Here is a 20,423-nt window from a genome sequence, read left to right on the forward strand (position 1 = left end):
GAATGTGATTGAAACGGCCGCGCGGGCCGTCTCGCTAGTGTAGTACAAGTCTCGCGGCACTCAATCGTGCGGGGACGCGGCCGCGAGGCTAACGCGCGACGCCGCTCACGGGTTCCAGTGAACGAAGTTCCGATAGAGGCGCAAGCCCGCGTCGGCGCTCTTTTCCGGGTGAAACTGCGTCGCGAAGATGTTGTCGCGGGCGACCGCCGACGTGAACGCATCGCCGTAGACCGTTTCGCCCGATGTGTGCGCCGGGTTCTCCGGCGCGACGTGATAGCTGTGCACGAAGTAGAAGAACGCGCCGTCCGCGATGCCGTCCCAGACCGGATGCGCCTGCGTCTGGCGCACGCGGTTCCAGCCCATCTGCGGCACTTTGAAGCGCGAGCCGTCGTCCTGCACGCGGCCTTCGAGCTGAAAACGCACCACCTTGCCCGGGAACAGGCCGAGGCCGCGCGTGTCGCCTTCTTCGCTCCAGTCGAAGAGCATCTGCTCGCCGACGCACACGCCGAGCATCGGCTTTTCGCGCGACGCCTGCATCACCGCTTCCTGGAGGCCCGATTGCCCGAGATGCGCCATGCAGTCGCGCATCGCGCCCTGTCCCGGCAGCACGATGCGATCGGCCGCGTGAATGGCCTGCGGCTGATCGACGATCGCCACGTCCGCGTCGGGCGCGGCCTTCTTCAGCGCCTGATACACCGAGCGCAGGTTGCCCATTCCGTAATCAACAATCGCAATCGAAGTTTTCATTTCAAGGTAGGCATCAGGGCCTTCAAGCCGTTGACGATGAATTCCACCGCCAGCGCGGACAGCATCAATCCCATGAGACGCGTGCCGATATTGATTCCGGTGCGCCCGACCCAGCGCGCGATCGGCTCCGCGAGATTCAGCGCGCCGAAGCACAACGCCGCGATGATCGCGCCCAGCACGACGAGCCCGAAGCGGTCGTACCAGTGCTGCGCACTTGCAGCATAGACGATCACCGTGCTGATCGATCCCGGGCCCGTGAGCAGCGGAATGGCGAGCGGCACGACTGCGATGCTGTTGCGCTCTTCCGCTTCCATGCGCTCTTCGGGCGTCGAGCGCGCGTTGCCCACTTGCGCGTTCAGCATGCTGATCGCCATGAGCAGCATGATGATGCCGCCGCCCACTTCGAACGATCCGACCGAGATACCGAAGAACGCGATGATCTGCTGCCCGAGCAACGCTGTCACGGCGATCACGCAGAACACCGAAATACACGCGACGCGGATGGTGTTGCGCTTCTCCACGTCCGATTGCTGCGAGGTGAGGCTCAGAAAAAACGGTATTGCGCCGATCGGGTTGATCAGCGCGAGCAAGGATATGAACGACTTGAAGAGATCCATCGCGAATGGCCGGCCGAGTTGAACGCTGTGCGGCGCCGAATCGGCAAACGGCTGATCAGAGACTGCCTTTGGTCGATGGAATCTGTCCCGCCGCGCGTTCGTCGACTTCGACGGCCATGCGCAGCGCGCGGCCGAAGGCCTTGAACACGGTCTCGACCTGATGATGCGCGTTGATGCCGCGCAGGTTGTCGATATGCAGCGTCACGCCCGCATGATTCACGAAGCCGCGGAAGAATTCGATGGTGAGATCGACATCGAACGTGCCGATGCGCGAGCGCGTGAACGGCACATGGAATTCGAGCCCCGGCCGTCCTGAAAAATCGATCACGACGCGCGACAGCGCCTCGTCGAGCGGCACGTACGAATGACCATAGCGGCGAATGCCCTTGCGATCGCCGATGGCCTTCGCCACCGCTTGCCCGAGCGTGATGCCGGTGTCTTCGACGGTATGGTGATCGTCGATATGAAGGTCGCCATGCGCTTCGATTTCGAGGTCGAACAGGCCGTGACGGGCAATCTGGTCGAGCATGTGATCGAGAAACGGCACGCCGGTGGCGAGCTTCTGCTTGCCGGTGCCGTCCAGATCGAGCTTTACACGGATCTGCGTTTCGCTGGTGTTGCGAACGACTTCCGCAATGCGCATGGTGTTTCCTTGAGACTTTTCAAAAAGGGGTTCAGTTGGGCGCGAGCTTTCTCAGCGCCGCGAGCATCTGCGCGTTCTCTTCGGCCGTTCCGACCGTCAAACGCACGCAATTCGTAAGCAACGGATGCATTTTACTCACGTTTTTCACCAAAACCCGCGAAGTCAGCAGGGTTTCGAACGCGAGCGCCGCGTCGGGTACGCGCACGAGCAGGAAGTTGCCCGCGCTTGGATAGACCGTCATACCGGGCAGCGCGGCGACTTCACGCGCCAGGTCGGCCCGCGCCTCGCGCAGCGCGGCGGCTTGCGCGTCCAGCAGGTCGAGATGATCGAGCAGGAAATCGGCGGTGGCCTGCGTCAGCACGTTGATGTTGTACGGCGGGCGCACCTTGTCGAACTGCGCGATCCACGCGGGCGAACCGGCCATGTAACCGAGGCGGATGCCCGCGAGGCCGAGCTTCGACACCGTGCGCATGACGACGACGTTATCGAACTCCGCGGCGCGCGGCATCCACGTTCTCTCGGCGAAGGGCTGGTACGCCTCGTCGATCACGACGAGACTTTCTGTCGCCGCCGCGATCACGCGTTCGATGTCGGCGTCGTCGTAGCGCGTGCCGGTCGGATTGTTCGGATACGCAAGATAGACGAGCGCGGGCGCGTGTTCGTCAACGGCGGCGATCAGCGCGTCGGCGTTCAGGGTGAAATCGGCATTAAGCGGCACGCCGATAAATTCGAGATGCGCGAACGCCGCCGACAGTTGATACATGACGAAGCCTGGCACCGGTGCGACGACTTTTGCGCCCGGCTTCGAACACGCGACCGACATCATGCTGATCAACTCGTCCGAGCCGTTGCCGAGCAGCACGTCGCACGCAGCCGGAACGTGCATTGCGCGCTTGAGCTTCGCGATGAGTTCCGCCGGGCGCGGCGCGGGGTAACGGTTCAGCGCGACGCCCGCGAGGTGCGCGCCAAGTTGTTGCGCGAGCGCGTCGGGCAGCGTGTAGGGATTTTCCATCGCGTCGAGCTTGATGAGGCCCGTGGATTCCGGCACGGGATAGCTCGTCATCGCGAGAACGTCGGGACGAATGATGTCGATCGGTGTGGTCATGGTGGCGCTGCTGGCGCTGGCGGCGGCTCTGAGGCCGCCTCGTTCAATTCAACGGCCCGCTTCAGCCGACGTTTTTCATCCGGTATTCGGCGCTCTTCGCGTGCGCCTGCAAGCCCTCGCCATACGCGAGTTCCGCCGCGATTTCGCCCAATGTCTGCGCGCCGTCCGAACTCACTTCGATGACGCTCGAACGCTTCATGAAGTCGTAGACGCCGAGCGGCGACGAAAAGCGAGCGGTCCGCGAAGTCGGCAGCACGTGATTCGGCCCGGCGCAGTAGTCGCCGAGGCTTTCGCTCGTGTAGCGGCCGAGGAACATCGCGCCAGCGTTGTGAATCTGCGCGGCCCACTGATGCGGGTCCAGCGCGGAAATCTCCAGATGCTCCGGCGCGATGTCGTTGGCGATGGCGCAGGCTTCGGCCATGTCTTTCACCTTGATGAGCGCGCCGCGGTCTTCGAGCGAGCGCTGGATGACGTCGCGCCGCGGCATCGCGGGAAGCAGTTCGACGATGGCGTCCTCGACGCGCTGAATGAACGCCGCGTCGGGGCACAGCAGAATGGATTGCGCGAGTTCGTCGTGTTCGGCTTGCGAGAACAGGTCCATCGCGACCCAGCGCGGATCGGTAGTCGCGTCGCAAATCACGAGAATCTCGGATGGTCCCGCGATCATGTCGATGCCGACGGTTCCGAACACGCGACGCTTCGCCGACGCCACATACGCGTTGCCCGGACCGCAAATCTTGTCGACAGCCGGCACGGTCTGCGTGCCGTACGCGAGCGCGCCGACAGCCTGCGCGCCGCCGATGGTGAACACGCGATCCACGCCGCCGAGCAGCGCGGCCGCGAGCACGAGCGGATTCTTCACGCCATCCGGCGTGGGCACGACCATCACGATTTCCTTCACGCCCGCGACGCGCGCCGGAATCGCGTTCATCAGCACCGACGACGGATACGCCGCCTTGCCGCCCGGCACGTAGATGCCCGCGCGGTCGAGCGGCGTCACCTTCTGGCCGAGCACGGTGCCGTCGGCTTCGGTGTACTGCCAGCTATGGCTGCCGCATTCGATGCGCTGTTTTTCGTGATAGCCGCGCACGCGCGCCGCCGCCGCTTCGAGCGCCGCGCGGCGCTTCGGCTCCAGACCTTCCAGCGCGGCTTCCATCTCGGACGCGGGCAATTCGAGCGCCGCGACGCTGTCCGCTTTCAGGCGATCGAACTTGTTCGTGTATTCGAGCACGGCTTCGTCGCCGCGCGCTTTCACGTCCGCGAGAATCTGCGCGACGGCGCGCTCGATGGCTTCGTCCTCGCTCGCTTCGAACGCGAGCACCGCGCGCAGCGCCTTTTGAAAACCATCGGTGCTGGAATCGAGCTTACGAATCTTGATAGACATGCTGGTTTCCGATTGTGCTTGGGCGGCAGGCGTGATGCGGCCGCCCTAGTTGTTCGTTGCTGCCGAGGCACGCTCGAACGCGTCGAGATAGGGCTTCAGCGCCGCGCGCTTCAACTTGAGCGCCGCCTGATTCACCACCAGTCGCGACGAAATCTGCATGATCTCTTCGACCTCGACCAGGTTGTTCGCGCGCAGCGTGCCGCCGGAGCTCACCAGATCGACGATCGCATCCGCGAGGCCGACGAGCGGCGCGAGTTCCATCGAACCGTACAGCTTGATCAGATCGACGTGGACGCCCTTCGCCGCGAAGTGTTCGCGCGCCGTCTCGGTGTATTTCGTCGCGACGCGCAGCCGCGCGCCCTGGCGCACCGCGTTCGCGTAGTCGAAGCCCGACTTCACGGCCACCGACATCCGGCAGCGCGCAATGTTCAGATCCACCGGCTGATACAGACCGCCGCCGCCATGCTCGATCAGCACGTCCTTGCCCGCCACGCCGAAATCCGCCGCGCCGTATTCGACGTACGTCGGCACGTCGGTCGCGCGCACGATGATCACGCGCAGGTTCGGGTTCGTGGTCGGAAGAATCAGCTTGCGCGAGCTTTCCGGATCTTCGGCGACCTGCACGCCGGCTGCCGCGAGCAGCGGCACCGTTTCCTCGAAGATACGCCCTTTCGAGAGCGCGAGCGTGAGCGGCGCGCTGGCCTCGACCGACGACGACGTCTGCGGCAACGAGCTCATTGCTCGCTCCCGCTGCCCTTGATGCGGCGAACGTTCGCGCCGACCGCCGTCAGCTTCGACTCCATGCGGTCGTAGCCGCGATCCAGATGGTAGATGCGGTCGATCAGCGTTTCGCCGTCCGCGCACATCGCCGCGATGACGAGACTCGCCGACGCGCGCAGATCGGTCGCCATGACTTTGGCGCCCGACAGTTGCGCGACGCCACTGACGAGCGCCGTGTTGCCATCGACCGTGATGCTCGCGCCCAGGCGGTTCAGCTCCTGCACGTGCATGAAGCGGTTTTCGAAGATGGTCTCGACCACTTGCGACGTGCCGCTTGCGATGGCGTTCAGTGCCATGAACTGCGCCTGCATGTCGGTCGGGAACGCGGGATATTCGGATGTGCGAATGTTCACGGCTTCCGGCCGCTTGCTCATGCGCACGCGCATCCAGTCGTCGCCCTCCTCGATGGACACGCCCGCTTCGCGCAGCTTGGCCGTCACGGCGTCGAGCAGCGACGGGCTCACGTGCCGCAGCGTGACATCGCCGCCGGCCGCCGCCACCGCGCACAGGAACGTGCCGGCTTCGATACGATCCGGCACGACGGCATGACGCGCGCCATGCAGCTTTTCGACGCCCTGAATCACCAGCCGGTCGGTGCCGATGCCTTCGATCTTCGCGCCCATCGCGACGAGCAGGTTCGCGAGATCGCTCACTTCCGGCTCGCGCGCCGCGTTCTCGATGATCGTTTCGCCGTCGGCCAGCACTGCCGCCATCAGCAGATTCTCGGTGCCGGTCACGGTGATCATGTCCGTGATGATGCGCGCGCCCTTCAGGCGCTTCGCGCGCGCCTCGATGAAGCCGTGCTCGATGTTGATCTCGGCGCCCATCGCCTGAAGGCCCTTGATGTGCTGATCGACCGGACGCGCGCCGATTGCGCAGCCGCCCGGCAGCGACACCTTCGCTTCGCCGAAACGCGCGACGAGCGGCCCGAGCACGAGAATCGACGCGCGCATGGTCTTCACCATCTCGTACGGCGCGACGAGGTTGTTCACCTGCGACGCGTTGAGCGTCACGCGGCCGTCGGTCATGGCTTCGGACTGCACGCCCATCTGACGCAGCAGTTCGAGCGTGGTGCGCACGTCCTTCAGGTTCGGCACGTTCGACAGATGGACGTCGTCGGCGGTGAGAAGGCTCGCGCACAGAATCGGCAATGCCGCGTTCTTCGCGCCCGAAACGGTGAGTTCGCCGGAGAGCTTCGCGCCCCCCGTAATGACGAGTTTGTCCATGGTTGCTTGTCCTTCGACCGAGCGTCCTGCTGCGGAGCCGGATTCGGCGCCGCGGTTATCTTGAATGTTCCGCACTCTGTGCTGCCTGGTTCTGCCTGCTTCTACCGGTCGTGCCGGGTGTTGCTAGCTGTTGCTGAGGGTTGGGCGTGTGGCCTGCGTGTGACTTATTTGGCTTCGCCGAATGGATTCAGGCCGATTTCCATTCGTCCGGGGTGAGGGTCTTCATGCTGAGCGCATGAATCTCCTCGCGCATGCGCTCGCCGAGCGCCGCGTAGACCAGTTGATGACGCGCGATCAGGCGTTTGCCGACGAACGCATCGCTCACGATGGTCGCGAAAAAATGCTGGCCGTCGCCTTCCACTTCGAGATGCTGGCACGACAGACCGCCAGCGATGTAGTCCTTCACTTGCTCGGGAGTCGGCAACATGGGATTGTCTCCTTGAGATTTAGTGACGCAGCTTGTAGCCGCTCGCGAGCAGCCGCACCGCGATGAGCGCGAGCACGACCAGAAAGCCGCCGACGATGCACAGGCTCAAGAGCGGGTTCACGTCCGACGAGCCGAAAAAGCCGTAGCGGAAACCGTCGATCATGTAGAAGAACGGATTCAGATGCGACACCGCGCGCCAGACGGGCGGCAGCGAATGCGTCGAATAGAAGACGCCCGACAGGAACGTGAGCGGCATGATCAGAAAGTTCTGGAACGCGGCCAATTGATCGAACTTGTCGGCCCAGATGCCGGCGATCAGGCCGAGCGTACCGAGAATGGCCGAGCCGAGCATCGCGAACGCAATGATGTAGATCGGCGCGGAAAAAGACATCGGGATGAACCATATCGTCACGATGAACACGCCGAAGCCGACGCACAACCCGCGCACGACCGACGCGAGCACATACGCGAAGAACATCTCCCAATGCGCGATGGGCGGCAGCAGCACGAACACGAGATTGCCCGTGATCTTCGACTGGATCAGCGACGACGAACTGTTCGCGAATGCGTTCTGCAACACGCTCATCATCACGAGGCCGGGCACGAGAAAGCTCGTGTACCCGACACCCGGATAGACCTGCACATGCCCGGTCAGCGCGTGACCGAAGATGGTGAGATAAAGCAGCGCCGTGACGATAGGCGCGAGCACCGTCTGAAACGACACTTTCCAGAAGCGCAGCAACTCCTTGTAGAACAACGTCTGGAAGCCGCTCATGAAAGCCCCTCGACCATTTCCGGCTCGTTCATGACCTGAAGGAACACGTCTTCGAGATCGGCTTTGCGCACTTCGATCTCATCGAACGTGCAGCCCGCCGCGCGGCATTTCGCGAGGATCGGCTCGACTTCGTCGTAGCTCGACAAGCGCAGCAGGTGCTGCGCGCCGGATACCGCTTGAGGGTCGACTTCGAGCGAGCGCAGGTCGGCGGGCAGCACGCCGCTCGAAAAGCGCAGATAGAGCTGCATGCCAGCGAAACGCTGCAACAGCGCGCTCGTGCGCTCCAGCGCGACGATTTCTCCGCGGCGAAGCATCGCGAGGCGGTCGCACAGCGATTCGGCTTCTTCGAGGTAATGCGTCGTCAGCACGATGGTATGTCCCTCGCGATTCAGGCGCGAGATGAACTTCCAGAGCGTCTGCCGCAGCTCGACGTCGACGCCGGCCGTGGGTTCGTCGAGCACGATCACAGGCGGCCGATGCACCAGCGCCTGCGCGACCAGCACGCGGCGCTTCATGCCGCCGGACAGCGCGCGCGTGTTGACGTCGGCTTTCTCGGTGAGATCGAGGTTCGCCATGACCTCGTCGATCCAGTCGTCGTTGTTGCGCAGGCCAAAATAGCCCGACTGGATGCGCAGCGACTCGCGCACCGTGAAGAACGGGTCGAACACCAGCTCCTGAGGGACGACGCCGAGCGCCCGACGCGCCGCGCGAAAATCGCTGACGACATCGTGACCGCGCACGCTGATCGTGCCGCTATCGGCGCGCGCCAGTCCCGCGAGAATGCTGATCAACGTGGTCTTGCCCGCGCCGTTCGGGCCGAGCAGGCCGAAGAACTCGCCCTCTTGCACCGTGAGGCTCACGCCCTTGAGCGCCTGCAGATCCTTGTAGCGCTTTCGGACGTTTCGGATTTCTATGGCTGACATGAACAGTGCGCGCGCCTCGTGCGGCCGCGCCTCGATTGTGCGGATTACGCGTAACGGACCCGGGCTCGCTTCAAAAGGGGCCGGGTTCGGGCCCGAAAAAACGTTTGATTATAGGGCAAAGCCGGTAGAGCCGACGTCGGAGCGATCCTGTTTGCGGCGACGCTCACGCTGATGAACGCCGCCGCGCCTGAGCAGATGAATCAGGACAGGATCAATGTCGGAAGGTGAGCAGCGTGTCGACGCCATAGGCTTGCGCGAGACTGGCAAGCCCGGAGGGAATGTTGACGATACCGAGCGCGGCGCGGCGCGCGGTGGCCGCGCGCTGCCATGCGAGCAGCACGGCAAGCGCGGACGAATCGAACTGCCGGAGCGGCGCGCAATCGACTTCGGTCGCGCCCGCGGCGATGCGCGAAAGGCCGGCTTCGAGCGCGGCCTTCGCGCTTTCGTGAGTCAAGGACGCGGCCGTCTGGAAACGGCCGCCGGTGCCGACTGCGCTCACGACGAAGCCTTGCCGCTCGCGAGTTGCTGGTTGCGCTGCGTGAGGAACTGCAGCAGGCCGTCGACGCCGTGTTGCGAGATCTGCTCGCTGAACTGCTGTTGATACGCCTGGATCAACCATGCGCCGAGCACGTTGATGTCATACACGCGCCAGCCTTGCGGCGTCTTGTACAGGCGATAGTCGAGCTCCACCGGCTGGCCGTTGTTCATCACCACCGAGCGAACGACGACATCCGTGTCTTCCGGCGATGCGCGGAACGGCTTGTACTGAATGGTCTGATTGCGCACCTGGCTGAGCGCGCCCGAATACGTGCGGATCAGCAGCATCTTGAATTGCTCGACGATCTGCTTTTGCTGCTCGGGCGTGGCCGAATTCCAGTTGCGGCCCATCACGAGACGCGTGGTGCGCGTGAAGTCCGTGTACGGCAGGATCTTCTGGTTGACCAGTTCAGTGATGTGCTGCACGTCGCCCGATTGGAGCTTCGGGTCCGACTTGATCTGATCGAGAACCTGCTGCGTGACGGTCTTGATCATGCCGTCGGGCGAGCTGGTATCGACCGTTTGCGCCGACGCCGCGCCGCAGAACGCCATCAGCATGGCAAACAAAGGAAGCAAGAAGAGTTTTTTCATCGCAGACCCTGCAAAAGAAGTGGCTTGGATTGGAGTGCGCCGCTTGAACCAAGTTCAGGCCGCGCACCGGCCAATCTGTAATAAACGCTGTCAATCATGTTACCGCGCGTTAGCGTGGATGCGCTCAACGCAGGCGGAACGAAGGGAAGCCGGGCGGCGCGCGCGGCGGCACGTACTGATTGCCCGGGACGGTCGCGCCGCTCGAACTCGCGGCGTTCGGCGTGGCTGCGGTTCCCGAAGCAGGCGCCGCGCCCGACGCGCCTTCCGCCGCCGACGCCGCTGCGGGCGCCACCGCCGTTGCCGATGCGCCCACCGCGCCGCTCGCGCCGCCCGGTTCTGCGTAGGTCGGCAGCGGCGCTTCGTCGTAGTTCGGCATGCTGCCGGCATCACCGTCGGTGTCGCCGTGAATCAGATACTGCCGACGCTGCAAGTACGCGTTACGCACGAACGAGTATTTGTCGAGCGCTGCATCGGCGAGTACGTCCGTCGCGCCGAGCAGGTTCGCCCGCGTATTGACGAGGTTCACGCCATACAGCGCCCAGCTCACGGAATCCGGACTCACGTAGGTCAGCGGACTGCCGAAATAGTCGACGACCAGCCCGCTCGTATCGCGCACCGTGCTCGGCCCGAGCAGCGGCAGCACCAGATACGGACCGGCCGGAACGCCGTAATGGCCGAGCGTCAGGCCGAAGTCGCCGGAGTGCTTCGGCAACTTGGCGACGGTCGCCACGTCGAAGAGGCCGCCGACGCCGAACACCGTGTTGATCGCGACGCGCATGATGTCGGAGACGCCATCCGCGATTTTCAACTGCAGCAGATTGTTCGCCGCGATATACACATCGCCGATATTCGAGAAGAAGTTCGTGACGCTGTTGCGGACCGGCTCCGGCACGCTCCACACGTATGCCTTCGCGACCGGCTTCAGCGCGAACTGGTCCACCTTGTCGTTGACGGTGAACATCGTCCGGTTGTAACTCTCGAACGGATCGCCCTTCGTGGGCGTCGTCACCGTCGCGCAACCGGCGAGCGTCACCGCCGCCGCCGAGACAAGCACGCGCCGCAGCCCCATCGCGTACATAGCTTCTCCTTATTGAGCCGAGCCCGATGCCGCGCTCGCTGCCGACGCGCCCGACGCCGCGGGTGCCGCGGGTGCAGCGCCCATGGCGCTTGCCGCGCCCGGGAACGCCGGCGCGGCAGCGGCCGGCGCGGCCGGCGTTGCTGCCTTCGACGCGCCCGAATCCGCCGCCTTGTTGTAGAGGAACTGTCCGATCAGGTTTTCGAGCACGACAGCCGATTGCGTCATCGTGATGGTGTCGCCGTTCTTGAGCATCTGATCGTCGCCGCCCGGCTCGAGGCCGATGTACTGCTCGCCGAGCAGACCCGAGGTCAGGATCTTCGCGGACGAATCCTTCGGAAACTGATACTGCTTGTCGATGTCGATGGTCACGACCGCCTGATACGCGTTCGGATCGAAGCCGATGGAGCCGACGCGCCCGACCGTCACGCCCGCGCTCTTCACGGGCGCGCGCGGCTTCAGGCCGCCGATGTTGTCGAACTTGAGCCGAACGGCGTAGGTTTGCTGGAACGACAGGGAACTCATGTTGCCGGCCTTCAGCGCGAGAAACAGCAGCGCCACGAAACCGAGCACCACGAAGAGGCCGACCCAAGAGTCGAGAGCAGTCTTTTTCATCGTCTTTCCAAAGAGAATCTTGTCGCGGGTTGCGCGTGATGGTCTGTGCCCTTCACAACGCCCACGCCCTCGCGGGCGTCCGCGAGTGGTCCATTAGCTGAACATCAACGCGGTCAGCAGGAAGTCGAGGCCGAGCACGGCGAGCGACGCGTACACGACCGTTTTCGTCGTCGCGCGCGACACGCCTTCCGGCGTCGGCCGGGCTTCGTAGCCCTGGAACAACGCGATGAACGTCACCGCGAAACCGAACACGACGCTTTTCACGACGCCGTTGCCGACATCGCGCCAGACATCCACGCCGCCCTGCATCTGCGACCAGAACGCGCCCGAATCCACGCCGATCAGCAGCACACCGACCACATAGCCGCCGATCACGCCGACCGCGCTGAAGATGGCCGCGAGCACCGGCATCGAGATGATGCCCGCCCACATGCGCGGCGCGACGACCACCTTGATGGGATCGACGGCCATCATTTCCATTGCAGTGAGTTGCTCGCCCGCCTTCATGAGGCCGATTTCCGCCGTCAGCGACGTGCCCGCGCGCCCGGCGAAGAGCAGCGCCGTGACCACGGGCCCGAGCTCGCGCACGAGCGACAGCGCGACGAGCAGCCCGAGCGCCTGCTCCGAGCCGTAGCGGTTGAGCGTGTAGTAGCCCTGCAAGCCGAGCACGAAGCCCACGAACAGGCCCGACACTGCGATGATCACCAGCGAATAATTGCCGACGAAGTGGATTTGTTTCGTGACAAGGCGCGGGCGACGCAGCAGCGGGAAGAATTCGAGCACGAGACGGGCGAGCATGCGCGTCGCGTAACCAGCGGTGCCGAAGCCGTCGAGCACCCAGCGTCCGAGTGCGCTGATCATGCCTTGCCTCCGATGCCGAAATCCGCCGCGAGATTCTGGCTCGCGTAGTGGAACTTGAAGGGGCCGTCGGGCGTACCGTCGATGAACTGGCGCACGGTCGGGTCCTGCGACGCGCGCAGTTGCGCGGGCGTGCCTTCCGCATGGATGCCGCCGTTGGCCACGAAGTACACGTAGTCGGCAATGGCGAACGACTCCGGGACGTCGTGCGAAACGAGAATGGACGTGGCGCCGAGCGCGTCGTTCAGCGTGCGGATCAGCTTCGCGGTGATGCCGAGCGAAATGGGATCGAGGCCGGCGAACGGCTCGTCGTACATCATGAGTTCGGGATCGAGCGCGATGGCGCGCGCCAGCGCCACGCGACGCGCCATGCCGCCCGAAATCTCCGACGGCGCGAGATCGCGCGCGCCGCGCAAGCCCACGGCGTTGAGCTTCATCAGAACGAGATCGCGGATGAGCGCCTCGGGCAGATCCGTGTGCTCGCGCAGCGGAAACGCGACGTTCTCGAAGACCGTTTGATCCGTGAAGAGCGCGCCGAACTGAAACAGCATGCCCATCTTCCGGCGCAGCGCGTAGAGGCCGTCGCGGGTCTGCGCGCCCACGTCCTGCCCGCCGTACAGCACCTGGCCGCGGCTCGCCTTGACGAGACCGCCGATCAGCCGAAGCGTCGTGGTCTTGCCGCAGCCCGAGCCGCCCATGACCGCGACGACCTGACCGCGCGTGAAGCGCATGTTCAGGTTCGACAGGACGAGCCGGTCGCCGTAACCGAAGTCGACGTCGCGTAGCTCGAGCAGAGTCTCAGAAGAGTCTGGCACTGGGTAAGAAATTCCGTTGACGCAAAACGCCGCATTATAGGGCCTGCGTGCAATCGGTGCTTTGCCTAGTGCGCGGTGCCTAATTTTTTCGGAACTGTCAGCATTGACCTGCAAAGTTTTGTTGCAGCGACGCGACCGCCTGAGCAGTGTCCGGCGCTTCGGTCACGGCGCGCACGACCGCCGCGCTGCCGACGCCCGTCGCGAGCACGTCGCCGATCACTTTGCCGTCGATTCCGCCGATCGCGACGAGCGGCACCCGGCCGCTTAACAACTGCACATAGCGGCGCAAGCGTGCGAGACCTTGCGGCTTGGTCGGCATGACCTTGGTCGTCGTCGGGAAGACGGCGCCGAGCGCGAGATAGCTCGGCCGGAAGTGCAGCGCGCGCAGCATTTCATAGTAGCCGTGCGTCGAGAGGCCGAGGCGCAGGCCGGCGCGCGCAATCGCGCTCAGATCGGCGGTCTCGACGTCTTCTTGGCCGAGATGCACGCCGTAAGCGCCTGCCGCGATCGCCTCGCGCCAGTGATCGTTGATGAAGAGCCGCGCCTGATGACGACGCCCCGCCGCCACGGACCGCTCGATCTCGCGTCGAAGATCGTCGGCGTCCACGCTTTTGCGGCGCAGTTGCGCCGTGGCGACGCCCAGATCGAGCACGCGCTCGACCCATTCTGCGGTCGGTAGCACGGGATACAAGCCGAGCGCGTCGGGGCACGCGGGGAATGCAGGCTCCGGCGCGGGCGGCAGGTCGGCCACGCGTGGGAACGTCGCGAAATCGACAGGCCACGCGTCGTCTTTCGACTCGTCGCCGGTCCGCCAGGCCAGCGCCAGAACGAGCGCGTCGTGCGGCTCGAAGTTGCAGTCGAGGAACGCGGCGAGCGCGGCGAGCCAGTCGTCGGACCGCTCGCCGTCGAGCACGAAGCGCTCGCCCTTGCGCGTCAGCGTCACGCGCGAGCCGTGCGCTTCGAGCACGGCGGCGTCGCCGGCAAGCACGAAGGACTCGGACTCACGCGGTTTCGTGAGCACGATCAAATCCTGCGCGCCGGCCGATTCGGGCGCGGTCAGGCAGATGCGCCAGCGCGTCGACGCGGCGGGCCAGTCGCCGAGCCGCGCGCGGATGCGCTCCGCGACTTCCAGCAGTTCGTCCGCCGGCGGCCAGAACACTTCGCGACCGAGCAGGCTCATGCCGCACCTCCGTCCTGATGCCAGAACGGCATGCCGACGACCGGCGTGCTCGCCTGCGCGCTGTCGCGCTCGGCCATCGGACCGGCGAGAAACGCGCTGCGGCCCGCTTCGACACCCAGCGCGAACGCACGCGCCATCTGCGGCGGAAACGTGGCCTGCGATACCGCCGTATTGAGCAGCACGCCGTCGAAGCCCCACTCCATGACCTGACACGCGTGCGACGGCACGCCGAGACCCGCATCGACGATCAGCGGCACGTCCGGTAGCCGCTCGCGCAACGTGCGCAGGCCGTAAGGGTTCGTCACGCCCTTGCCGGTGCCGATGGGCGCGCCCCACGGCATCAGCGCTTCGCAGCCGGCATCGAGCAGGCGCCGGCCGATCACCAGATCTTCCGTGCAGTACGGCAGCACCTTGAAGCCGTCGCGTACGAGCTTCGCCGCCGCTTCGACCAGGCCGATCGGGTCGGGCTGGAGCGTGTAGTCATCGCCGATCAGTTCGAGCTTGATCCACGGCGTGTCGAACACTTCGCGCGCCATGTAGGCGGTCGTCAGCACTTCGTCCACGCTCTGGCAGCCCGCCGTGTTCGGCAACAGCGCGACGCCGTGCCGCTTGAGCACGTCGAAAAAGCCGGCTTCGCCCGTCTCCGACTGGCGGCGCAGCGCGACCGTCACCATGCCGGGACGCGCGGCATCGATGGAATCGGACAGCGATTGCAGCGACGGATAGCGCGACGTGCCGAGCAGCACGCGGCTCGGAAACGCCTCGCCGTAGAGCGTGAGCACATCGGCGGTCTGTGTGGTCATGATGGAATCCTTCGTGTGTTCAGCCGCCCGCGACGGGCGAAACGACGTCGAGCTTGTCGCCCGGCGCGAGCGTCTTCGTGCCATGCTCGCCGCGCGCGACGAACTGGCCGTTCAGCGCGACCGCGAACGGCGGCTTCGCGCCGAACGCGGCGAGCGCGTCAGTGACGGTCGCGGCATCGGGCAACGTGAACTCGCGCTGATTGATGTGGATGTTCATGGTCCTGTCTCTGAATCGTGTCACGCGGCTACGGCCGCAAATGCGCCGTGCAGCAGCTCGGGCCATCTGGCAGCGCCGCGGAACTGCGCGAACGAAGCGGCGTCGCGCACCGTTCCTCCGATGAGCGCATCGGCGAGCGCGCAGGCGGCATCGGCCACTTCCGGCGCGATCATGAAGCCGTGCCGATACAGCCCGTTCACGCGCAGCGTCTGCGCGCCATCCCAGACAATGGCCGGACGATGATCGGGCAGCGTCGGCCGGCATTGCGAGTTGAGTTCGAGAATGCGCGCTTCGCCGAATCCGGGATGCACGGCGAACGCCGCGCTCAGCAATTCGAGCGCCGAGCGCACGCTGACGGGCGACATGTCCTCGCCCTCGACTTCGGTCGCGCCGATCACGTAGACGTCGTTCTGCTTCGGCGCGATGTAAAGCGGATACCGCGGATGCAGCAGGCGCACCGGCCGCGTGAGCCCGATGCCCGGCGCGTGCACCCGCGCCACTTCTCCGCGAATGCCGCGCAGCGCGGGCCACGCGGGCTTTGCGCCGAGACCGCGGCAATCGATGATCCAACGCGCATCGGGCATGACATCGACGGGCGTGTTCCAGTGCGTGCGCACGCCGCGCGCCGCCAGCCCCACCGCGAGCGCCTTGAGCGCCTGCCGGTTGTCGAGCTGGCCCTCGTGCGGCAGCAGCCAGCCCTGAGCGAAGCGCGAGCCGAGCGCCGGTTCCGCCTCGGCGACCTGCGCGCCGGCTAGCTTGACGAAACCGCCGTCGAGTAGCGATGCCGGGGCGTTCGCGCGCAGCCGGCGCTCGAAAAGCGGCGCTTCCGCGCGATCCGCGCCGTGCCACACGACGAGCGTCCCGTTGCGCTGAAAGAAGACCGGCTCGCGCAATGCCGCGAGCACATCCGGCCAGCGCGCGAGCGACGCCGCGCCAAGCTCGACGACGAGCGGCTCCGCACTCGTCGCTTCTGCGAGCGGCGCGAGCATGGCCGCGGCGACCCACGCGGCCGACTGCGAGCCGGCTTCGTCGCCACGCTCGTAGAGCGCGACGCCGTGCCCCGCGCCCGCAAGCTGCCAGGCGACGAGCCGCCCGACGAGCCCGCCGCCGATCACCGCGAAATCCGGCCGGCGCGCGTCGCCCTGTTCCATGCTGTTCACAATCCGATGTCTCCTCATCCGATCCCGCGCGTCGCCTCGACGTAAGCGAGCGTCGCCGCAGGAAGCGGCATACCGATTGACTAACGTGACGAATCAGCGGGAGGAGAGACCTGCACGGCGGCAGACAGACGCACCGGGCGGAAAAGGAAGACTGGAAGAGACTGGAGGAATGGCGCGGTGAACGCGCGTTCTCCGGAAACTTCCCTCGCCGGTATTACCCGGATCGGGTGCAAAGGGTCTCTCTCAGCCTCGCCGCGCCGGCCACCGTTTCCAGTGACATTGCGCGCGAAGCACCCCTGTTTCGTCGCAGATCATTAGAGCATAAAAGGCAAAGCCGCTGCAAACCGGGATTGCCCGCTGCGGCCGTGCCGCTCCCGTCTTGCCGCGTCGTGCCGCGTCGTGCCGCTTCGGTCGCGGCCGGCGGCACTCTGGCACAATGCCCCGAACACCGGTTCATCGGACGATCGGGCCGAATTAAGCGACAGTTAAGGCAGCATCACAACAATCTGCGAACCCGGAGCTGGCTGCGCGCACGTCGATGCGGCGCGCCGAACGGCAAGCGACACCGTCTCAACCCGCCGGCGATCCGGCGCACCCGAACACAAGGTCATGGTCAACACGAATCTCGAAAGCACGCAGCAGAAGGCGGATGACGTATCGGCGTGGAGCCTCATCAAACCTTACTGGGTCTCGGAAGAGCGCGGCATCGCGTGGGGCCTGCTGGTCGCGATCATCGCGATCAACATGACGGTCGTCTGGATCAACGTGCGGCTCAACAGCTGGAACGCAGACTTCTATAACGCGCTGCAAAACAAGAACGTGCGCGACTTTCCGCACTTGCTGCTGATCTTCACGGGGCTCGCGTTCGCGTACATTCTGCTTGCCGTCTACGGGCGCTATCTCCGCCAAATGCTCGCGTTCCGCTGGCGGCAATGGCTCACGAACCGGTATCTCGAACAATGGTTCGGCGACAAGGCGTTCTACCGCATCGAACGCGACCGCCTCGCCGACAACCCCGACCAGCGTATCAGCGACGACCTGCAATCCTTCGCGACCACCACGCTTACGCTGTCGCTCGACCTGCTGTCGACGCTCGTCACGCTCGTCACCTTCATCACCATTTTGTGGACGCTCGCGGGCGCTTTGACGCTCACGCTCTTCGGCAAGCCGCTCGTCGTTCCAGGTTACATGGTGTGGGCCGCCGCGCTCTACGCGATTCTCGGCTCGCTCATCATCCAGAAGGTCGGGCATCCGCTGGTGTCGATTAACTATCAGCAGCAGAAAGTGGAGGCGGACTTTCGCTTCGGCCTGATTCGCGTGCGCGAAAACGCCGAGCAGATCGCGTTCTACGACGGCATCGCCACCGAGACCGCCAACGCGAAGGGCATCTTCCAGCGCATTCGCGACAACTGGTGGCTCATCATGAAGTACACGAAGCGCATGACCTTCGTGCTGTCCTTCTACGGGCAGATTGCGATCATCTTTCCGATCATGGTCGCCGCGCCCCGCTACTTCGCGGGCGCGTTTTCGTTCGGCGTGCTGATGCAGATTTCATCGGCGTTCGGCACGGTCAGCGATTCGTTTTCGTGGTTCATCAACAGTTATTCGACGCTGGTCGAATGGCGCGCCACCGTCAACCGTCTGCGCGAATTCAAGCGCGTGATGCGCTCGACGCATATTCGCGAGGAAACGTCGCCTGCGACGGAACGCGGCGGCATTAATCTGCATTACACGAGCACGCCGTCGCTGACGACGACCGGCCTCACGCTCGCGCTTCCGAATGGCACGCCGCTTTCGCGCGTGGCGGATGTCTCCGTTGAGCCGGGGTCGCGCTGGCTGGTCGTCGGGCCGTCGGGTTCTGGCAAGAGCACGTTGATGCGCGCGCTCGCGGGCCTGTGGCCGTTCGGCGACGGCACCATCGACGCGCCCGTCGATGCGAAACTCATGTTCGTGCCGCAGCAGAGTTATCTGCCGATCGGGACGTTGCGCGCGGCGCTGTCGTATCCGTCGCCGGGCGAGACTTTCGGCGACGACGCACTGCGCGAAGCCTTGCGCTCCTGCAATCTCGAAGCGTACGCGGACCGGCTCGACGAAAGCGCGCACTGGGCGCGCAGCTTGTCGCCGGGCGAGCAGCAGCGGCTGGCTGCGGCGCGCGTGCTGCTGCACAAGCCGGACTTCGTGTTCCTCGACGAAGCGACGAGCGCGCTCGATGCCGAAAACGAGCTGCACATCTACAACACGCTGGTCGAGCGGCTGCCGAAAGCGGCGATCTTAAGCGTCGCGCATCGGGAGTCGGTCGCGATGTTTCATGACTACAAGATCGAGATCGAAAGGGCGATGGTCGAGGCTTGATTTCTTCGCGTAGATAGCAAAAAAGGCCACGGAACGCGTGGCCTTTTCGCTTCACGATGCGTCGAACGATTACCGCGGCAACTCACTCGACCCCATCAAATACGCATCCACCGACCGCGCGCACTGACGCCCTTCGCGAATCGCCCAGACGACGAGCGACTGCCCGCGCCGCATATCACCCGCCGTGAACACCTTGTCCACCGACGTGTAGTACGCCTTCTCGCCTTCAGTCGTTGCCCGCACGTTGCCGCGCGCGTCCTTGTCGACGCCGAACGCTTCCAGCACCGGCGAGAGCGGCTGCGTGAAACCCATCGCGAGCAGAACGAGATCCGCCTTCATCTCGAATTCGGAATTCGGCACTTCCTGCATCTTGCCGTTCTTCCACTCGACGCGCGCCGCGATCAGCTTCTCCACCTTGCCGTTCTTGCCTTCGAACCGCTTGGTCGCAACCGACCAGTCGCGCTCGCAACCTTCCTCATGCGACGACGACGTGCGCAGCTTGATCGGCCAGTACGGCCACACGAGCGGCTTGTTCTCTTCTTCGGGCGGCTGCGCGAGCAGTTCGAATTGCGTGACGCTCTTCGCGCCATGACGGTTCGACGTGCCTACGCAGTCGGAGCCCGTATCGCCGCCGCCGATCACGACGACATGCTTGCCCTTCGCGACGAGTTGATCCGCGACCTTGTCGCCCGCGTTGACCTTGTTCTGCTGCGGCAGGAATTCCATCGCGAAGTGGATGCCTTCCAGCTCGCGCCCCGGCACCGGCAAATCGCGCGGCGTTTCCGAGCCGCCCGCGACCACTACCGCGTCGAACTGCTCTTTCAGTTCTTCCGGCGTGATGCTTTCCTTCGCCGTATTGCCGATGTGCGACGGAATCGCATCGCGGCCGACGAACACGTTCGTGCGGAACGACACGCCTTCCGCTTCCATCTGGCGCATGCGGCGGTCGATCAGCCACTTCTCCAGCTTGAAGTCGGGGATGCCATAGCGCAGCAGTCCACCGATGCGATCGTTCTTTTCGAACACGACCACGTCATGTCCCGCGCGCGCCAGTTGCTGCGCGACCGCGAGCCCCGCCGGACCCGAACCCACGACAGCGACTTTCTTGCCCGTCTTGTGCTTCGGCGGCTGCGGCGCGACCCAGCCTTCTTCCCACGCCTTGTCGATGATCTTGCGCTCGATCGACTTGATGCCGACCGGATCTTCGTTGATGCCGAGCGTGCACGCCGCCTCGCACGGCGCCGGGCAGATGCGGCCCGTGAACTCCGGGAAGTTGTTGGTCGAATGCAGCACTTCGATCGCGCTCTTCCAGTCCTGGCGGAACACGAGATCGTTGAAGTCCGGAATGATGTTGTTGACCGGACAGCCGTTGTTGCAGAACGGAATGCCGCAATCCATGCAGCGCGCGCCTTGAACCTTGGCGTCGTCGTCGGTCAGCGCAGCGACGAATTCCTTGTAGTGCTTGACGCGGGTCAGCGGTGCTTCGTACGCCTCGTGGCGGCGTTCGAATTCGAGAAAACCGGTTGCCTTGCCCATATCTTTCTCTGTATTGAGTGAGGATCGCGCTCTCCGATGCCTTTTCACCGGAGAGCC

Annotated in this window: 22 protein-coding genes and 1 riboswitch; of the genes, 1 reads left to right on the forward strand and 21 read right to left on the reverse strand. The window is 64.8% G+C overall.

Features of this window, described 5'->3' with window-relative positions:
• Window positions 1-105 precede the first annotated feature (105 nt).
• From hisH to JYK05_RS11805, 20 genes are all read right to left on the reverse strand, one after another.
• Window positions 106-747 (reverse strand): imidazole glycerol phosphate synthase subunit HisH, encoded by a 642-nt coding sequence (gene hisH / locus JYK05_RS11710; RefSeq protein ID WP_206467117.1) that lies wholly within the window; start codon window positions 745-747, stop codon window positions 106-108.
• The gene (locus JYK05_RS11715; protein ID WP_206467118.1) at window positions 744-1,364 is read right to left on the reverse strand and encodes a YchE family NAAT transporter; all 621 of its coding nucleotides are present in this window, start codon (window positions 1,362-1,364) and stop codon (window positions 744-746) included. The genes hisH and JYK05_RS11715 overlap by 4 nt, the downstream gene beginning before the upstream one ends.
• Window positions 1,365-1,419: 55 nt before the next feature.
• Complete coding sequence (hisB, locus tag JYK05_RS11720; RefSeq protein ID WP_206467119.1) at window positions 1,420-2,007, reverse strand: imidazoleglycerol-phosphate dehydratase HisB; 588 nt, start codon at window positions 2,005-2,007, stop codon at window positions 1,420-1,422.
• Window positions 2,008-2,038: 31 nt separating this feature from the next.
• On the reverse strand, window positions 2,039-3,112 hold the full coding sequence (gene hisC, locus JYK05_RS11725; protein WP_206467120.1) for a histidinol-phosphate transaminase: 1,074 nt from the start codon (window positions 3,110-3,112) through the stop codon (window positions 2,039-2,041).
• A gap of 61 nt (window positions 3,113-3,173) precedes the next feature.
• On the reverse strand, window positions 3,174-4,496 hold the full coding sequence (gene hisD, locus JYK05_RS11730; RefSeq protein ID WP_175946520.1) for a histidinol dehydrogenase: 1,323 nt from the start codon (window positions 4,494-4,496) through the stop codon (window positions 3,174-3,176).
• A gap of 45 nt (window positions 4,497-4,541) precedes the next feature.
• Window positions 4,542-5,234 (reverse strand): ATP phosphoribosyltransferase, encoded by a 693-nt coding sequence (hisG, locus tag JYK05_RS11735; RefSeq protein ID WP_206467121.1) that lies wholly within the window; start codon window positions 5,232-5,234, stop codon window positions 4,542-4,544.
• The gene (gene murA, locus JYK05_RS11740; protein WP_206467122.1) at window positions 5,231-6,502 is read right to left on the reverse strand and encodes a UDP-N-acetylglucosamine 1-carboxyvinyltransferase; all 1,272 of its coding nucleotides are present in this window, start codon (window positions 6,500-6,502) and stop codon (window positions 5,231-5,233) included. The genes hisG and murA overlap by 4 nt, the downstream gene beginning before the upstream one ends.
• 187 nt (window positions 6,503-6,689) lie before the next feature.
• The gene (locus tag JYK05_RS11745; protein ID WP_035506651.1) at window positions 6,690-6,929 is read right to left on the reverse strand and encodes a BolA family protein; all 240 of its coding nucleotides are present in this window, start codon (window positions 6,927-6,929) and stop codon (window positions 6,690-6,692) included.
• A gap of 19 nt (window positions 6,930-6,948) precedes the next feature.
• A complete protein-coding gene (locus JYK05_RS11750; protein WP_175946514.1) occupies window positions 6,949-7,704 on the reverse strand; it encodes an ABC transporter permease in 756 nt (251 codons plus the stop codon).
• Window positions 7,701-8,627 carry an ABC transporter ATP-binding protein gene (locus JYK05_RS11755; RefSeq protein WP_206467123.1) on the reverse strand — a complete coding sequence of 309 codons (927 nt, stop codon included), beginning with the start codon at window positions 8,625-8,627 and terminating at the stop codon, window positions 7,701-7,703. Before JYK05_RS11755 ends, JYK05_RS11750 begins: the two co-directional genes overlap by 4 nt.
• 211 nt (window positions 8,628-8,838) lie before the next feature.
• Window positions 8,839-9,126, reverse strand: coding sequence for a lipid asymmetry maintenance protein MlaB (locus tag JYK05_RS11760; protein WP_206467124.1), 288 nt, complete (start codon window positions 9,124-9,126; stop codon window positions 8,839-8,841).
• A complete protein-coding gene (locus JYK05_RS11765; protein WP_175946508.1) occupies window positions 9,123-9,755 on the reverse strand; it encodes a phospholipid-binding protein MlaC in 633 nt (210 codons plus the stop codon). The genes JYK05_RS11760 and JYK05_RS11765 overlap by 4 nt, the downstream gene beginning before the upstream one ends.
• 124 nt (window positions 9,756-9,879) lie before the next feature.
• The gene (locus tag JYK05_RS11770) at window positions 9,880-10,833 is read right to left on the reverse strand and encodes a VacJ family lipoprotein (protein ID WP_206467125.1); all 954 of its coding nucleotides are present in this window, start codon (window positions 10,831-10,833) and stop codon (window positions 9,880-9,882) included.
• Between the two features lie 9 nt (window positions 10,834-10,842).
• A complete protein-coding gene (gene mlaD, locus JYK05_RS11775; RefSeq protein ID WP_206467126.1) occupies window positions 10,843-11,445 on the reverse strand; it encodes an outer membrane lipid asymmetry maintenance protein MlaD in 603 nt (200 codons plus the stop codon).
• Between the two features lie 93 nt (window positions 11,446-11,538).
• Window positions 11,539-12,306 (reverse strand): lipid asymmetry maintenance ABC transporter permease subunit MlaE, encoded by a 768-nt coding sequence (gene mlaE, locus JYK05_RS11780; RefSeq protein WP_175946503.1) that lies wholly within the window; start codon window positions 12,304-12,306, stop codon window positions 11,539-11,541.
• Window positions 12,303-13,118 (reverse strand): ABC transporter ATP-binding protein, encoded by an 816-nt coding sequence (locus tag JYK05_RS11785; RefSeq protein ID WP_206467127.1) that lies wholly within the window; start codon window positions 13,116-13,118, stop codon window positions 12,303-12,305. Before JYK05_RS11785 ends, mlaE begins: the two co-directional genes overlap by 4 nt.
• A 97-nt stretch (window positions 13,119-13,215) precedes the next feature.
• A complete protein-coding gene (thiE, locus tag JYK05_RS11790) occupies window positions 13,216-14,298 on the reverse strand; it encodes a thiamine phosphate synthase (protein ID WP_206467128.1) in 1,083 nt (360 codons plus the stop codon).
• Window positions 14,295-15,101 (reverse strand): thiazole synthase, encoded by an 807-nt coding sequence (locus JYK05_RS11795; protein ID WP_175946500.1) that lies wholly within the window; start codon window positions 15,099-15,101, stop codon window positions 14,295-14,297. Before JYK05_RS11795 ends, thiE begins: the two co-directional genes overlap by 4 nt.
• 19 nt (window positions 15,102-15,120) lie before the next feature.
• Window positions 15,121-15,318: a sulfur carrier protein ThiS gene (thiS, locus tag JYK05_RS11800; RefSeq protein ID WP_159837137.1), complete on the reverse strand. Its 198-nt coding sequence runs from the start codon at window positions 15,316-15,318 to the stop codon at window positions 15,121-15,123.
• Between the two features lie 20 nt (window positions 15,319-15,338).
• Window positions 15,339-16,469, reverse strand: coding sequence for an FAD-dependent oxidoreductase (locus JYK05_RS11805; RefSeq protein ID WP_206467129.1), 1,131 nt, complete (start codon window positions 16,467-16,469; stop codon window positions 15,339-15,341).
• Between the two features lie 192 nt (window positions 16,470-16,661).
• Window positions 16,662-16,786: riboswitch (TPP riboswitch) on the reverse strand.
• Window positions 16,787-17,087: 301 nt separating this feature from the next.
• Here JYK05_RS11805 and JYK05_RS11810 point away from each other — a divergent pair.
• Window positions 17,088-18,830, forward strand: coding sequence for an ABC transporter ATP-binding protein/permease (locus JYK05_RS11810; RefSeq protein WP_206467130.1), 1,743 nt, complete (start codon window positions 17,088-17,090; stop codon window positions 18,828-18,830).
• 69 nt (window positions 18,831-18,899) lie between these two features.
• On the opposite strand, the gene JYK05_RS11815 is transcribed toward JYK05_RS11810, so the two are convergent.
• The gene (locus tag JYK05_RS11815; protein ID WP_175946498.1) at window positions 18,900-20,366 is read right to left on the reverse strand and encodes a glutamate synthase subunit beta; all 1,467 of its coding nucleotides are present in this window, start codon (window positions 20,364-20,366) and stop codon (window positions 18,900-18,902) included.
• Window positions 20,367-20,423: the final 57 nt, after the last annotated feature.

It is taken from the genome of Caballeronia sp. M1242 (genome assembly GCF_017220215.1).
Classification (GTDB): Bacteria; Pseudomonadota; Gammaproteobacteria; order Burkholderiales; family Burkholderiaceae; genus Caballeronia.

Excerpts from the sequence above, each read along its gene's own strand:
- JYK05_RS11770 (WP_206467125.1), bottom strand. The coding sequence starts at position 10,833 with ATGTACGCGATGGGGCTGCGGCGCGTGCTTGTCTCGGCGGCGGCGGTG.
- hisH (WP_206467117.1), bottom strand. The coding sequence starts at position 747 with ATGAAAACTTCGATTGCGATTGTTGATTACGGAATGGGCAACCTGCGC.
- JYK05_RS11715 (WP_206467118.1), bottom strand. The coding sequence starts at position 1,364 with ATGGATCTCTTCAAGTCGTTCATATCCTTGCTCGCGCTGATCAACCCG.
- mlaD (WP_206467126.1), bottom strand. The coding sequence starts at position 11,445 with ATGAAAAAGACTGCTCTCGACTCTTGGGTCGGCCTCTTCGTGGTGCTC.
- hisB (WP_206467119.1), bottom strand. The coding sequence starts at position 2,007 with ATGCGCATTGCGGAAGTCGTTCGCAACACCAGCGAAACGCAGATCCGT.
- murA (WP_206467122.1), bottom strand. The coding sequence starts at position 6,502 with ATGGACAAACTCGTCATTACGGGGGGCGCGAAGCTCTCCGGCGAACTC.
- JYK05_RS11755 (WP_206467123.1), bottom strand. The coding sequence starts at position 8,627 with ATGTCAGCCATAGAAATCCGAAACGTCCGAAAGCGCTACAAGGATCTG.
- JYK05_RS11765 (WP_175946508.1), bottom strand. The coding sequence starts at position 9,755 with ATGAAAAAACTCTTCTTGCTTCCTTTGTTTGCCATGCTGATGGCGTTC.
- JYK05_RS11815 (WP_175946498.1), bottom strand. The coding sequence starts at position 20,366 with ATGGGCAAGGCAACCGGTTTTCTCGAATTCGAACGCCGCCACGAGGCG.
- hisD (WP_175946520.1), bottom strand. The coding sequence starts at position 4,496 with ATGTCTATCAAGATTCGTAAGCTCGATTCCAGCACCGATGGTTTTCAA.
- mlaE (WP_175946503.1), bottom strand. The coding sequence starts at position 12,306 with ATGATCAGCGCACTCGGACGCTGGGTGCTCGACGGCTTCGGCACCGCT.
- thiS (WP_159837137.1), bottom strand. The coding sequence starts at position 15,318 with ATGAACATCCACATCAATCAGCGCGAGTTCACGTTGCCCGATGCCGCG.
- thiE (WP_206467128.1), bottom strand. The coding sequence starts at position 14,298 with ATGAGCCTGCTCGGTCGCGAAGTGTTCTGGCCGCCGGCGGACGAACTG.
- hisG (WP_206467121.1), bottom strand. The coding sequence starts at position 5,234 with ATGAGCTCGTTGCCGCAGACGTCGTCGTCGGTCGAGGCCAGCGCGCCG.
- JYK05_RS11750 (WP_175946514.1), bottom strand. The coding sequence starts at position 7,704 with ATGAGCGGCTTCCAGACGTTGTTCTACAAGGAGTTGCTGCGCTTCTGG.
- hisC (WP_206467120.1), bottom strand. The coding sequence starts at position 3,112 with ATGACCACACCGATCGACATCATTCGTCCCGACGTTCTCGCGATGACG.
- JYK05_RS11810 (WP_206467130.1), top strand. The coding sequence starts at position 17,088 with ATGGTCAACACGAATCTCGAAAGCACGCAGCAGAAGGCGGATGACGTA.
- JYK05_RS11795 (WP_175946500.1), bottom strand. The coding sequence starts at position 15,101 with ATGACCACACAGACCGCCGATGTGCTCACGCTCTACGGCGAGGCGTTT.
- JYK05_RS11805 (WP_206467129.1), bottom strand. The coding sequence starts at position 16,469 with ATGGAACAGGGCGACGCGCGCCGGCCGGATTTCGCGGTGATCGGCGGC.
- JYK05_RS11745 (WP_035506651.1), bottom strand. The coding sequence starts at position 6,929 with ATGTTGCCGACTCCCGAGCAAGTGAAGGACTACATCGCTGGCGGTCTG.